The sequence below is a fragment of the Haloplanus salinarum genome (assembly GCF_024498175.1).
GTDB classification, from domain to species: domain Archaea; phylum Halobacteriota; class Halobacteria; order Halobacteriales; family Haloferacaceae; genus Haloplanus; species Haloplanus salinarum.
This window is the reverse complement of sequence record NZ_CP101823.1, coordinates 3,073,595-3,087,985: the sequence shown is the minus strand read 5'-3', so window position 1 is coordinate 3,087,985 and position 14,391 is coordinate 3,073,595. Positions and strand designations below refer to the sequence as shown.

Below are 14,391 nucleotides of genomic sequence, written 5' to 3'. Positions count from 1 at the left end.
TTAGGGCGTGAGTCGGGCGACGGAGAGCCAGTCTATCCCCTCGTTCACGTCGGTCAGCGCAAAAACCATTCGCTTCCGGACCCCACCGGCGAGCCGGACGTCGAGCGAGAGGTCGCGGGGCAGGAAGGTGTGATCGGGCGCGACGACGCGGATCAAACGCGCCGAGTGGTCCATCTCCTCGACGGTGGTGAAGGCGTCGTAGGTGCGGAAGTCGGCGCCGAACTTGAACCCGCTCTTCGGGACGCTCCCCGCCGCCCGGAGCGCCGCGTAGGCGCGGAGCCGGCGGTCGAACCGCTCGCCCTCGACGGCCCGGCCGCGCTCGACGACGTGGGGTTCGGCCAGGTCGAGGGTGCCGCGGCGAGCGAGGTACGCCGCCTCCACGAGCGACAGCTGGAGGGGTCCCGTCTCGGCGTTCCGTCCGAGGAGTCGCTGGCCGTAGAACCCCCGGTCGTGGAGCGCCTCGGGCGGCTCCCACACCACCGCCCGGTCGGCGAGGAGGGCGGCGTCGAGGCCGGTCGGCGGGTCGTACCGCTCGCCGCCGTCCGCCTCGCCGGCCGCGTCCGGCCGCGCCGTCTCCAGATACGTGAGCTCTCCCTCCTCGTCGACGACGGCGAGGGTCACGTCGCCGAGGCTGGCGGCGGGGATGGACTCGCGCTCGCCGGCGACGCGAAGCCGGTACGCGACGGCGTCGTCCTCGGGGCCGCTCCCGCGGGGGAAGACGACGAAGTCGGCGCCATCCGGGTGATCGACCCAGCCGTCGCGGGCGGGCGAGAGGTAGAACCCCCGGTCGCGCAGGTCCTTGTACACGACGAAGGCGAGGGCGGCGTCGGTGGCGACGAGGAAGGACCGGAAGTCGAGGCGGTCGTCGCCGTCGACGACGGCGTCGAGGTCGCCCCGAAAGAGGAGGTGGGCGGCTTCGACGGGCGCGAGTTCGATCCGGTTGCCCGAGAGCGGCCGCCCGTAGCCGCGGGCGTCGTAGAACCGCTGTCTGGCGTCGCCGCCGACGCGGACGACGCCGTCCTCGAAGGTCCCCTGCATACCCGGATGGGGGCGCGGTGGGGGTAAAGGGCCTGCGGTGACCGCTCACTCCGAGCGCCGGTCGCAGGTGCCGTCGAGACACCGGCGTCCCGTCGCCGTCTCGAAGACGGGCAGGCCACACGGGCAGTCGTCGACGACGACGCCGGCCGGGACCGTGAACGCCGTCTCGCAGTCGGGGTAGGCGTCACACCCCGCGAGTAGCCGTCCCCGGCGGCGGATGATCCGCAGGTCGTCGCCGCAGTCCGGGCAGGTCCACGCCCGGTCGAACCGCTCGCGGACCGCGTCGTCGAGCGGTTCGCAGTCGCGGTCGATACACACCTCGAAGGTGGCGCCGCGGTCGACACGCATGCGCGGCAGGCCACAGTCCGGGCAGGTTCCGTCGACGACGCTCGCGCCGGCGACGAGCGGGTAGCGGGTGTCGTCGACGACGTCGACGACGGCGCCCCCGGTTCGGACCAGCGGTCCGCCGGAGTCGGGGCTCGTCCCCACGGGTACCCCCGCCTCGGTGACGGGGTAGACCGACCGCCGGATCCGGTCGGCGGTCACCCGAAGCGTCCGGTCGTCCAGGTGGGCGGTGAGGCCGAACCCCGGGCCGTCGGACTCGACGGTGACGGCGTCGGCGCGGGTGAGCCACGCGACCGGCTGGTAGCCGTCGGCGTCGTGGACGAGGACGGTCCGGTCGGGTTTGACGAGGACGAGCACGCGGCCCCGGTGGATCCGGTCGTCGGTCTCGACGGTACAGTCGCCGGCGAAGGCGCGGATGGCGTCGGTCACGGGGCGCGGTGGCGCCGGCATCGGGTGAAAAGCCTCGGACGAAGCCCTTTCGGCGATGGGGAGCGGTCGGCAGGTATGGACGCGGTCCTCTTCGATATGGACGGGGTGATCGTCGATACGGACTGTTGTAACTGTGTACCGGCGGTCGCCGCTCCCGTAATCGGCGACCGCCGGAACTGACTTACAACAGTCCGTAGACACCGAGGGGTTCTGGCGCGCCCGCGAGCGGGACGTGATCCTGCCGGCGGCGGTGGCCGACGGCGACCCCGATCAGGCGGAGATCAGGGGCATCAACTACCGCGAGACGTACGACTACCTGTCCGACAACTACGAGATGGCCGTGAGCCGCGAGGAGTTTCTGGAGCTCTACGAGTCGGCGGCGGCCGACCTCTACCAGCGGGCCGAACTGATGCCCGGGCTCCGGGAGTTGCTCGCCGACCTGCGGGCGCGAGGGCTCCGACTCGCCATCGTCTCCTCCAGTCCGCGGGCGTGGATCGAACGTGTCGCCGAGCGATTCGACCTCGACGTTGACGTGCTGCTGAGCACCGAAGACGTCGACGGCCCGGGGAAGCCGGCTCCGGACGTGTACACCGTCGCAGCGGATCGGGTGGGCGCCGACCCCGACGGCTGTGTGGCCGTCGAAGACTCGCCCAACGGCGTCCGGGCCGCGACGCGAGCCGGGATTCTCACGGTCGCCTACGGCAGTGATCCCGAAGCGGCGGAACTGGCCGACCACGAGGCGGCCGACGCCGAGGCGTTGCGGGCGGCGTTCGTCGCTCTCGACGTCTTAGCGTAGGGCCGCGGAGCCGATGCGGCTCGGTCGGGAGGCGTCAGTGTGCGTACGTTCCATCCCCGTACTATATTGTTGCGGATTGTGTAGCGTCCGCAAATGACGGGTTCGGGGGACTTCGAACGGTGTCGAAGACTCATCGCGGAGTCGAACGACATCGTCGCCGTCGTCGACGCCGACGCGACCGTGACGTACGTGAACGCCGCGGTACGGCGGGTGCTGGGATACGCGCCAGCGGACCTGATCGGCGACGCTGGAACGGCGTACGTACACCCGGACGACCGGGACACCCTCACGGACGCGCTCGAAACGGTGCGAACCGAGCCGGACACATCCCGGAGGGTCGACTGCCGACTCCAACGGGCCGACGGCTCGTGGCGTTGGATCGAGGCGGCCCTGCAGAACCGGATCGACGACGACGTGATCGACGGCATCCTCGTGACCGGCCGTGACATCACCGAGCGCAAGGAGCGCGAGTCGGAACTCGTCACCACCAAACGGCGCATGGAGTTGGCACTCGAAGGGGCGAACCTGGGGATCTGGGACTGGGACATGCGGACCGACGAAGTGTCACGTGACGAACTTTTGACGGAGATGCTCGGTTATACGCAAGCCGAGATGGGTGACCGAATGCGTGGCTGGGAACGGGTGGTGCATCCGGAGGACAGGAAGCGACACGACGAGGCGCTCGCCGCGCACATCTCGGATCGGACGCCGTACTACTGGTGTGATCACCGGCTAAAGACGAAGTCGGGGGACTGGAAGTGGGTGCGAACGATCGGAACGGTCGTCGAACGCGCCGCGGACGGAACCCCGACACGGGCCGTGGGGATACACCAAGATATCGACGACCGGAAGCGTGCCGAGCTGGCGCTCGAGGAGGAGCGGGACATGTTCAAAGAGGGCCCAGCGGTCGTCTTCAAATGGGAAGACGCGGCAGGCTGGCCCATCGAGTACGTCTCGGAGAACGTCGAGGAGGTGCTCGGATACACGCCGGAGGAACTCCGGTCGAGGGATAGCAGGTACATCGACATCGTCCACGAGGACGACCGGGCACGGGTCGTTCGAGAGGCGAACGACCTCGATTCCGAGGCGGTCGACAGCATCACCCTAAACCCGTATCGGGTGATCACGGCGTCGGGTGACGTTCGATGGGTGAAGGAGTACACCAGAGCGGTCGAAAACGAGAACGAAACCACGCACCTTCTCGGGTATCTCGTCGACATCACGGAACGCAAGCGTCGGGAGCGCGAGCTACAGCAGTTCAAAGCGGCCGTCGAACGGAGCGCTCACGCCATCTACATCACCGACGCCGAGGGACGGATCGAGTACGTCAACCCGGCCTTCGAACGGATCACCGGATACGGCGCGGAAGCGGCCGTCGGGGCGACGCCGCGCATCCTCAAATCGGGGGAGTACGACGACGAGTTCTACGAGGAGTTCTGGGAGACGATCCGCTCGGGAGAGCAGTGGGAAGCGGAGATGATCGACGAGCGGGCGGACGACGAGCGGATCGTCCTCAATCAGACGGTCGCGCCGATCACCGACGACGACGGCGGCGTCCGAAAGTTCGTCGCCGTCGCCCGGGACATCACCGAGCGCAAGGATCGGGAGCGGAAGCTCAGGGAGCGGGAGCAGAAATATCGGAGCCTCTTCGAGGACACGCGCGACGCGCTCATGGTGTTCGACCGCGACGGCTACCTCGACTGTAACGAACGGGCCCTCGAACTGTTCGGTGTCGACTCAGTCGAGGAGTTCCGGGAGTACACGCCCTGGGCTCTCTCTCCCCCACGACAACCGAACGGGCGGGGCTCGAAAGCGGCGGCGCTTGAGCACGTCGAGACGGCCTTCGAGGAGGGGGAAGCGTTCTTCGAGTGGACACACCAGCGCAGCGACGGGACGGAGTTCCCGTCGGAAGTGAAGCTCAGCCGATTCGAGTACGAGGGCCAGCCGGTGCTGCACGCGCTGGTTCGGGACGTGACCGCCCGAAAGGAGTACGAGCGTCGGTTGGAGGAGCAACGCGACAACCTCGACGTCCTCAACCGGGTACTTCGTCACGACATTCGCAACGACCTCCAGGTGATAACGGGCTACGTGGAGATGCTCGCCGACGAGTGTGACGACGCGGCGACGGACGCCCACTTCGAGACGGTCCAGGAGACCGCCGATCACGCGATCGGACTCACGAGGGTCGCCCGCGAGATGGCCGACGTGATGCTCTCGACCGGCGAGGCGTCACGACCCGTCGATCTTCGAGCCGTCCTCCGGAACGAACTCGACGAGGTGCGATCGACGTACTCGCGGGCAGTCGTCAGCACCGAGACGAGCATCCCACGGACCACGGTCGAGGCGAACGACATGCTGACCTCCGTCTTCAGGAACCTCCTGAAGAACGCGATCCAGCACAACGACGCGGAGACGCCGAAGGTGAACCTCTCGGTGACGGAGCGCGACGCCACCGTCGTCGTTCGGGTCGCGGACAACGGGCCGGGTATCCCCGAAGCCCAGCGGGAGACGATCTTCGGCAAGGGGGAGAAGGGCCTCGACAGCCAGGGAACCGGCATCGGCCTGTATCTGGTCGACACGCTCGTCGAGGGCTACGGAGGAGCGGTCGACGTCGAAGACAGCGACGCCGGCGGCGCGGCGTTCGTCGTCGAACTACCGAAAGCCGAGTGAGACACCCCCGCCGCTCAGCCACGAACGGCCGTATCGGCCGGGAACGACACCTCGACTCGGGAGTCGAGCTCGTCGGCGTCCGCCCCGAACGCGGCGACTACACCACCCGTACCGTCTGCCCGTCCACGAACGGCCGTATCGGCAACTCCGGGAACGACACCTCGACCCGGAAGTCGAGTTCGTCCGCGTCCGCCCCGAACACCCCGACCGGCACGGTCGTCACGTCCGAGAGGTAAGCCGTCTTCTCGTGCATCTCGACGCCGTTGACGGTGACGCGGACGCCGACGCGGGCGCCGCCGCCGTCGTTGCGCACCCGCACCTCGCACATCTCGCTGTCGCCGGCGGCGACGGCGTCGGGGAGGTCCGCCCACGACACCGAGACGTCGGGAAGGTCGGCGGCCGCGTCGACGATCCGTTCGGCGACGCCCTCGGAGAGCCCCGCGGCCGTGAGTTCGTCCGCGCCGGCGGCGACCAGGTCGGCGGGGCGGGAGTGGCCGCCGGTCGCGAGCGTGCTCGCCCGGCCGGCGCCGACGCCGTCCACGGCGGTGAGCGAGACGGCGTCGCGGCTGACGCCGTGTTCGATCCGGGCCTCCAGCCGTCGGGCGAGGTTGGCCGCCCGGGGGCCGGCAAAGCGGTCGAGGAACTCCCGGAGCGCCGCGAGCAGGCGGAGCGCGTTCCGGCGGATGATCCACGCGTCGCTCCGCAGGTCGGCTGGCACGGAGTCGCTGGTGCTCGCACGGAGGATGGCGAGGACCTTCCGGCCGCCGTCGTCCAGGTGGTCCGTGTCGGCGGCTTCGCCGCCTCCCCGAGGCGGCTTCGACGCCTCGCTCCCGAGCACCGCGTCGACGGCGTCGGCCTCCGACTGTCGGGCCGAGACGGAGTCGAACTCGGCGGCCGCGGCGACGGTTTCGAGGACGGCGTCGGCGTCGATCCGGTCGCGCTCGGCCAGATCGTGGAAGGCCGCGGCGGTCGAGAGCCGGAGGTAGTACTTCGAGGCGAGGCGGCCGAGCGGCGTCGGATCGATGGCGAGGTCCTCGCCCATAGCGACGAATCCGCGGTCGACGAGCGATTCGAGCGTCCCGCGCACCCGGTCGCGGAGACCGTCGAAGTCGTAGGCGGCCGGCTCCGAGGACGCCCGGACGTAGTAGTACGTCGTTTCGAGCCACGAGAGCACGTCGTCGAGGTCGTCGACGGTCCCCATCGCGATCTCGGCGTTGAGGTGGGCGTCGAGATCCGCGGCGAGGTGGGATTCGATCTCGGTACCCTCGCGCAGGAGGCGCCGATAGCGATCGGCGTCGGAACGGTCACAGACGACCCAGCCGTAGCCCACGTCGTCGTACCCCGGACGACCGGCCCGCCCGAGCATCTGGAGGAGGTCGAGCGGGCTGATGTCGACCTCGCCCTCCAGCGGATCGTGGTACTTGGTGTCGCGGACGATGACACAGCGCGCGGGGAGGTTGACGCCCCAGGCGAGGGTGGAGGTCGAAAAGAGGATCGCGATCTTCCCCTCCCGGAACCAGGATTCGACCCGGTCGCGGTCGGCCTTCGAGAGGCCGGCGTGGTGGAAGGCGACGCCGTCGAGGACGGCCTTTCGGAGGTCGTCGTCGCCCAGTTCCTCGGCGGCCTGGTGGAAGTCGTAATCCCCGCGAGAGCCGACGGGGACGTCCCGCTCGGCGAGTTCGTCGCGGGTCTTGGCCGCGGCGCTGACGGCGTCCTGTCGCGAGGCGACGAACACGAGCGCCTGTCCGTCCTCGCGGACGTGCGGTTCGGCCAGGTCGAGCGCGCGGTAGAGCCGGCGGTACTTGTCGGCGAAGCTGTTCTCGCCGTGCGTGTAGGTCTTCACGCCGGTCTGGAGGTCGACCGGGCGGTAGTCGTCGCCGAAGGCGAAGGTGGCCTCGGGCGGGGCGTCCAGCCAGTCGGCCACGTCGCCGACGTTGGGCATCGTCGCCGAGAGCGCGACGAAGCGGGGGTCACAGAGCCGTCGCAGGCGGGAGACGGTCACCTCCAGGACGCCCCCGCGACGCTCCGAATCGAGGAGGTGGACCTCGTCGATGATCGAGCAGTCCACGTCGGTGACGAAGTCGTAGCGCCGGGAGCCGTGTTTGCGGGTGGCCGAATCCACCTTCTCCGGGGTCATCACGAGCACGTCGGCGTGGCGCGCCCGGCGTGGGTTCAGGTCGCGCTCCCCCGTGACGACGTACACCGAGTAGCCCAGGTCCTCGAAGCGCTCCCACTCGCTCTCCTTCTCGTTGGTGAGCGCGCGCATCGGGGCGATAAAGAGGGCGGTCCCGCCCTCGCTCAGCGTCTTGCAGATGGCGAGTTCCGCGAGCGCCGTCTTGCCGCTGGCCGTCGGCGCCGACGCGACCACGTTGTGGTCGCTATCGACGAGGACGGGCAACGCCTCCCGTTGCATCCGGTTGAACTCCTCGAAGTCGAAGGCGTCGGCGAACTCCGGAACGGCGTCGGCAACCTTCACGCGGTCGGCACCCCCGGTCGGGCGTCGGTCGGGCGGCCGTGGCGGGTCATGTCCGTGTCCGGGGGCCGTGTGGGCAAAGGCGTTTCGTGGTCAGTCCGTGGGCGTCGCGGCGTCGTCGTCGCCATCCTCGCGCCCGCCGTCGTCACCGCCGTCGAACAGTCCCCCTCGCACCGCGTGGACGTAGTAGGCGCCGACGCCGACGGCCGCGGCGACGTTCGACCCCGTGACCGCCCAGAAGACGGCGGGCATCCCCAGGTCGAGGCCGGGCGCGACGGCGACGCCGAAGACGGACGCCGAGGCGGTGGCGGGTAGGGCGAGCGCCGCGACCGGCAGGCGCACCGCCCAGTATTTCAGCAGGTCGGCGACGAAACTCGTCCGGGTGCGGCCCGCGCCGTTGAACCCGGAGAGCAGGAGGTCGACGGCCCCGATGGCGGGGTAGCCGTAGGCGAGGATCCGGAGGTACTGGACCGTCAGCGCGAGGCCGTCGCCGGAGATGTCGGGGACGAACAGGCGAGCGACGGGGCCGGGGACGAGCCACTGGACGACCCCGAGGAGGGCGAGGGCGGCGACGGCGACGCCGACGCCGACGCGGGCCGTGCGGACGGCGCGGTCGGGGCGGTCCGCGCCCACGTTCTGTCCCACCATGCTCTGGGCGGCCTGCGCGAGGCCGCGCGAGGGGAGGACGGCGACGCTCGCCACCCGCGCGCCGACGGTGTAGGCCGCGAGGCCGGCGGCGCCGCCGGCGACGGCGACGACGCCGACCAGTACGACGCGGACGCTCTGGCTGACCACCCGCCGACCCGTGATCGGACCGCCGACCGAGAGGAGCGCGCGCAGGTCGGCCCGGGCAGGGGAGAGGTGACGGCGAGAGAGGCCCATCCGCGGCCCGACGGCGAGGGCGACGGCGAGGGCGAGGCCGGCGGCGTAGCCGGCGACCGTCGCCAGCGCGGCCCCGCGGATCCCCATACCCGGGACCGGGCCGCCGCCGAAGATGAACAGCGGGTCGAGGACGACGTTGACGGCGACGGTGGCGACGTTGATGTAGAGCGAGGCCCGGGAGTCGCCGCGGCCGACGAACCCGGCTTCGAGGGCGTCGCTGGCGCCGGCGAGCGGGAGGCCGAGGGCGACGACGCCGAGGTAGAGGGCGGCGGCGGGCGCCACGTCCGGGCCGGCTCCGACCAGCGCGACGAGCGGCCGGGACAGGGTGGCGACGCCGCCGCCGACGAGGGCGCCGAGCGCGAGGGCGAGGGCGACGCCGTGGACGACCAGCCGAAGCGCGCCCTCGTCGTCCTCGGCGCCGACCCGCTGGGAGACGAGGATCTGGGTGCCGACGAAGGGAGTCACCAGGAGGGCAAAGAGCAGGCCGAGGACGGGGATGGTGAGGCCGACGGCGGCGACGGCCGTCTCGCCGATCCGGCCGAGCCAGAAGGTGTCGATCACCTGCTGGGCGACGCGGACGACGTTCTGGGCGACCAGCGGGACGGCGAGCGAGACGAGCGTTCGGGGTACGGAGCCCTCGACGATGGCCGCCCGCCGGTCGCTCATCGGGCACCGGTTCACGAACGACCGATATAGACGTATCGATCACGGAAACCGTCGGGCGGGGAGCCCACACGTTTTTGCCCGGCGGGCCGAAGGGCGAACATGGCACGCAGGCGCAAGCCCGACTGGCTGAAGCAGCGGCCGCCGTCGGGCCAGCGGTTCACGGAGATCAAGGAGACGCTCCGGGACCGGGACCTCCACACCGTATGCGAGGAGGCGAACTGCCCGAACCTGGGCGAGTGCTGGAGCGGGCGGAACGGCCCCGGCACGGCCACGTTCATGTTGATGGGCGACCGGTGTTCGCGGGGCTGTAACTTCTGTGACGTCGAGACGGGCGGGATGGAGCCGCTGGACCCCGAGGAGCCGTCGAAGGTTGCCGACGCCGTCGCCGAGATCGGTCTGGACTACGTCGTCCTGACGAGCGTGGACCGTGACGACCTGCCGGACCAGGGCGCCGGCCACTTCGCGCGGACCATCGAGGCGATCAAGGAGCGCGATCCGGGGATCCTCGTCGAGGTGCTGATCCCGGATTTCCGGGGCGATCGGAGCCTCGTCGACCGGATCGTCGACGCCAGGCCGGACGTGATCGCCCACAACGTCGAGACGGTCGAGCGCCTGCAGTGGCCGGTCCGGGACCGCCGGGCGGGCTACGAGCAGTCGCTGTCGGTGCTCGAACACGTCGCCGACGTCGCGGACGTGTACACGAAGACGAGCCTGATGCTCGGGGTCGGCGAGTACGACCACGAGGTCTACCGCACGCTCGCGGACTGCCGCGAGGCGGGGGTGGACGTGGTGACGCTCGGCCAGTACCTCCAACCCTCGCGCTCGCACCTCGACGTCTACGAGTACGTCCACCCGGACGCCTTCGAGACGTGGCGCCGGGTCGCGGAGGAGGAACTCGGCTTCCTCTACTGTGCCAGCGGACCGATGGTGCGGTCGTCGTACCGCGCCGGGGAGCTGTTCGTCGACGCCGTCCTCCGTGACGGCCGGAGCGTCGACGAGGCGCGCCGCGAGGCACACGCGGCGACCTGACGGGGCGAACGCATAAGACCCGCGGGAGCGAGGGGCCGCCATGGAGGAGTACCCCGCGACGGCCGGCGGCGGTGGGTGGACGGATCGACGGCGCGGACGGCGCGGGGATTCGAACCGACCACGGACACGACGGACCAACGCCCGAATATGAGCACGGAGACACGGAACCTGACCCTGGTACAGGCGGTACGGGACGGGCTCGAAACCGAGATGCAACGGGACGAGGACGTGATCGTCCTCGGGGAGGACGTCGGCAGGAACGGCGGCGTCTTCCGCGCGACCGAGGGACTCTACGAGACGTTCGGCGGGGATCGGGTGATCGACACGCCGCTGGCGGAGTCGGGCATCGTCGGCACCTCGATCGGGATGGCGGCCTACGGCCTCCGACCGGTGCCAGAGATCCAGTTCATGGGGTTCATCTACCCCGCGTTCGACCAGATCGTCAGCCACGCGGCCCGCATCCGCTCCCGGAGTCGCGGGCGGTTCACCTGCCCGATGGTCGTCCGGGCGCCGTACGGCGGCGGGATCCGCGCGCCGGAACACCACTCGGAGTCGAAGGAGGCCTTCTTCGTCCACGAGGCCGGGCTGAAGGTCGTGGTGCCGTCGACGCCGGCCGACACCAAGGGGCTGCTGGCGTCGGCGATCCGTGACCCCGACCCGGTGATCTTCCTCGAACCCAAGCTGATCTACCGGGCGTTTCGCGAGGAGGTGCCGGCCGGCGAACATACGGTCCCGCTGGGCGAGGCCGCGGTCCGGCGCGAGGGAAGCGACGTGTCCGTCTACACCTGGGGGGCGATGACCCGGCCGACGATGGAGGCGGCCGAGACGCTGGCCGACGAGGGGATCGACTGCGAGGTGGTCGATCTGCGGACGCTCTCGCCGCTGGACCGTGACACCGTCGTCGAGTCCTTCGAGAAGACGGGGCGGGCGGCGGTGGTCCACGAGGCGCCCAAGACCGGGGGGTTGGGCGGCGAACTCACGGCCATCCTCCAGGAGGAGGCGCTGCTCTACCAGGAGGCGCCGATCGAGCGGATCGCGGGCTTCGACGCACCCGTCCCGCTGTACGCCCTGGAGGATTACTACCTCCCGTCGCCGACGCGCATCGAGGAGGGGATCCGGGAGGTCGTCGCGTTCCCATGACCGTCGAGACGTTCCGCCTCCCGGACGTCGGCGAGGGGGTCGCGGAGGGCGAACTCCTCCGGTGGCTCGTCGAGCCGGACGAGACCATCGAAGAGGACCAGCCGCTCGCCGAGGTGGAGACGGACAAGGCGGTCGTCGACCTCCCGTCGCCGTACGCGGGGTCGGTGACGGAACTGCACGTCGCGGAGGGCGAGATGGTGCCGGTCGGAACGGGCATCGTCTCGGTCGAGGTCGACGACGGCGAGACGGCCGACGACGAGGCGAGCGAGGGCGACGCGGCCGCCGCGGCGACCGACGACACCGGTGCCCGCCGCGCCTTCGCCGCCCCGAGCACCCGTCGGCTGGCGCGCGAACTCGGTGTCGACGTCGCGCGGGTCGAGGGGTCCGGACCGGGCGGGCGCGTCACCGACGCGGACGTGCGGGCGGCGGCCGACGACGAGGCGGGCGAGCCGACGGCCACCGGGCGGCCCGAACCGCGGTCGCTCGACCCCGACGCGACGGTCGTGCTGTCGGCGGCGGGCGAGCTGGAGACCGAGGGACGCACCCGACGGGAGTCGGCTCGAGCGGTCGAGACGGCGAGCGAGGCGGTCGAACGGCAACGAGAGCGGGACCGGACGGCCCGCGACCGGACCCTCGCGGCGCCGGCGACCCGTGGGCTGGCGGACGAACTCGGCGTCGACCTCGATACGGTGCCGACGGACCGGGAGCGCGACGGCGTCCCGTTCGTCACGGCCGCGATGGTCCGCGAGTACGCGGCGCGGGTAGGGGAGGCGACGGACACGGCCGAATCGGCGGACGCAGCCGAGGTGGCGGCCACCGAAGGGACGGCAGAGACGACGGCGAGCGTGGGGGTCGGCGAGGCGACGGGGGACGACGAAACGGCGGCCGAGGGAGGTCCGGAGCCGGGCGACCGGATCCCGTACCGCGGCATCAGGCGCTCGATCGGCGAGCAGATGGAGCGCTCGAAGTATACGGCACCCCACGCCACCCACACCGACGAGGTGGACGTGACGCGGCTGGTAGAGACGAAAGCCGAACTCGAAGCCTACGCCGAGGCCGAGGGCGTCACCCTGACCTACCTCCCCTTCGTCATGCGCGCGGTGACGCGGGCGCTCCGCGAGTTCCCGCGGGTCAACGCCTCGCTCGACGAGGCGGCCGAGGAGATCGTCTGTCACGACGAGTACAACCTCGGCATCGCGACGGCGACGGACGCGGGCCTCATGGTTCCCGTCGTCGAGGACGTCGACGGGAAGGGACTCCTCGACCTCGCGGCCGAGACGGCGACGAAGGTCGAACGGGCGCGCGACCGGTCGATCGGCCGCGAGGAGATGCAGGGCGGTACCTTCACCATCACGAACGTCGGGGTCATCGGCGGGGAGTACGCCACGCCCATCGTCAACTACCCCGAGGTGGCGATTCTGGCGCTCGGCCGGGTCGCGGAGCGCCCCCGCGTCGTCGACGGCGAGGTGGTCCCACGGTACACCCTCCCGCTCTCGCTCTCCGTCGATCACCGCGTCGTCGACGGCGCGGTGGCCGCCCGGTTCACCAACCGGGTGATGGACCTGCTTCGCAGTCCGAGCCGGTTGCTGGTCGACTGATCGTTCCTACCCCATCTTAAACACCCGTTTGCACCAAGCACGGCACTTATTCAGCCCGTCGACGCAGGCTATGGCATGACAGTCACACTCGCGGACATCGAGGCCGCTCGGGAACGGTTCGACGACCCCGCCATCGTCAGACAGACGCCGATCGAGACGAACCGCTCGCTCTCCGAGATGTCGGGCGCGGACGTCCACCTGAAGATGGAACACCTCCAGCGGACGGGGTCGTTCAAGACGCGGGGGGCGTACAACAAACTGAAGGGGGAGGCCGAGTCGGGGAGCGACAAGCACGTCGTCGCGGCGAGCGCGGGGAACCACGCTCAGGGGGTGGCGCTGGCGGCGACGACGGTGGGGCTCGACTCGACCATCGTGATGCCGGAGAACGCGCCGCAGGCGAAGGTGGACGCGACCCGGAGCTACGGGGCGACGGTCGAACTCCACGGCGCGAACTTCGGCGAGGCGATGTCCCACGCCCGGGCGATGGGCGAGGAGCCGGGGAACCTGTTCGTCCACGCGTACGACGACCCGGCCATCGTCGCCGGACAGGGGACGCTCGGCCTGGAGATCAACGAACAGGTGCCGGACGCCGACACGGTCATCGTCCCCATCGGCGGCGGGGGACTGATCGGCGGCATCAGCACGGCGCTGAAGGCGCTCGACGACGACGTGCGGGTGATCGGCGTCCAGGCGGAGCTGGCGGCGACGGTGCCCGACAGCCTCCAGAAGGGGGTCCCCGTCGACGAGGAGTCGCCGAAGACCATCGCCGACGGCATCGCCACGGGGAGCGTCTCGGCGTTGACCCTCGGCCTCATCGAGGAGCACGTCGACCGGGTGGTGACGGTGAGCGACGACGACATCGCCCGTAGCATCCTCGTCGTGCTGGAGCGGTCGAAACAGTTGGTCGAGGGGGCGGGCGCGGCGTCGGTCGCGGCGCTGTTGAGCGACGACGTGGACGTCGAGGGCGAGACGGTCGTGCCCCTGCTCTGTGGGGGCAACATCGACATGTCGATGCTCCAGACGGTGTTGACACACGCCCTGACGGACCGGAGTCAGCTGCTCCGCCTGCGGATCCGCATCCGGGATCAGCCCGGCGAGATGGGGCGGATCTCGGGCATCATCGGCGACCGGGGCGCGAACATCCGGACGGTGCGTCACGACCGGGCCGTCGGCGACCTGGAGGTGGGCGACGCCTACCTCGTCTTCCAGGTGGTCACGAGCGGCGAGGGCCACGCCAAGAACGTGATGGGCGCCATCGAGGACGCGGGCTACGAAGTCGAGCGCGTGAACTGAGCGACGAAGCTCCCGTCGGCCCCCGACCGGTG

General features: G+C 70.6%; 10 protein-coding genes. 6 read left to right on the top strand and 4 right to left on the bottom strand.

The genetic code is table 11. From position 1 onward, the window contains the following. Entirely contained in the window at positions 1 to 1,038 is a 1,038-nt protein-coding gene (gene endA / locus NO364_RS16155; RefSeq protein WP_157689900.1) for a tRNA-intron lyase, read from the bottom strand. A 45-nt stretch (positions 1,039 to 1,083) separates the two neighbouring features. Further along, positions 1,084 to 1,812 (bottom strand): topoisomerase DNA-binding C4 zinc finger domain-containing protein, encoded by a 729-nt coding sequence (locus tag NO364_RS16150; protein ID WP_233255227.1) that lies wholly within the window; start codon positions 1,810 to 1,812, stop codon positions 1,084 to 1,086. A 232-nt stretch (positions 1,813 to 2,044) separates the two neighbouring features. Between NO364_RS16150 and NO364_RS16145 the strand changes: the two genes are divergently transcribed. Both NO364_RS16145 and NO364_RS16140 read left to right on the top strand, forming a co-directional pair. Next, the gene (locus NO364_RS16145) at positions 2,045 to 2,608 is read left to right on the top strand and encodes an HAD family hydrolase (protein WP_257628035.1); all 564 of its coding nucleotides are present in this window, start codon (positions 2,045 to 2,047) and stop codon (positions 2,606 to 2,608) included. Positions 2,609 to 2,701: 93 nt separating this feature from the next. After that, positions 2,702 to 5,278: a PAS domain S-box protein gene (locus tag NO364_RS16140; protein ID WP_257628034.1), complete on the top strand. Its 2,577-nt coding sequence runs from the start codon at positions 2,702 to 2,704 to the stop codon at positions 5,276 to 5,278. A gap of 97 nt (positions 5,279 to 5,375) precedes the next feature. Here the strand turns inward: NO364_RS16140 and NO364_RS16135 are convergent, their stop codons facing one another. Both NO364_RS16135 and NO364_RS16130 read right to left on the bottom strand, forming a co-directional pair. Continuing rightward, a complete protein-coding gene (locus NO364_RS16135) occupies positions 5,376 to 7,754 on the bottom strand; it encodes a DEAD/DEAH box helicase (RefSeq protein ID WP_157689903.1) in 2,379 nt (792 codons plus the stop codon). Positions 7,755 to 7,844: 90 nt separating this feature from the next. Then, a complete protein-coding gene (locus NO364_RS16130) occupies positions 7,845 to 9,299 on the bottom strand; it encodes an MATE family efflux transporter (protein WP_257628033.1) in 1,455 nt (484 codons plus the stop codon). Positions 9,300 to 9,398: 99 nt separating this feature from the next. On the opposite strand from NO364_RS16130, the gene lipA reads away from it, so the two are divergent. From lipA to ilvA, 4 genes are all read left to right on the top strand, one after another. Continuing rightward, complete coding sequence (gene lipA / locus NO364_RS16125; RefSeq protein ID WP_157689905.1) at positions 9,399 to 10,328, top strand: lipoyl synthase; 930 nt, start codon at positions 9,399 to 9,401, stop codon at positions 10,326 to 10,328. 147 nt (positions 10,329 to 10,475) lie between these two features. Further along, positions 10,476 to 11,468 (top strand): alpha-ketoacid dehydrogenase subunit beta, encoded by a 993-nt coding sequence (locus tag NO364_RS16120; protein ID WP_257628032.1) that lies wholly within the window; start codon positions 10,476 to 10,478, stop codon positions 11,466 to 11,468. Next, positions 11,465 to 13,066: a dihydrolipoamide acetyltransferase family protein gene (locus NO364_RS16115; RefSeq protein ID WP_257628031.1), complete on the top strand. Its 1,602-nt coding sequence runs from the start codon at positions 11,465 to 11,467 to the stop codon at positions 13,064 to 13,066. The genes NO364_RS16120 and NO364_RS16115 overlap by 4 nt, the downstream gene beginning before the upstream one ends. A gap of 75 nt (positions 13,067 to 13,141) precedes the next feature. Next, entirely contained in the window at positions 13,142 to 14,359 is a 1,218-nt protein-coding gene (ilvA, locus tag NO364_RS16110; protein WP_157689908.1) for a threonine ammonia-lyase, read from the top strand. Positions 14,360 to 14,391: the final 32 nt, after the last annotated feature.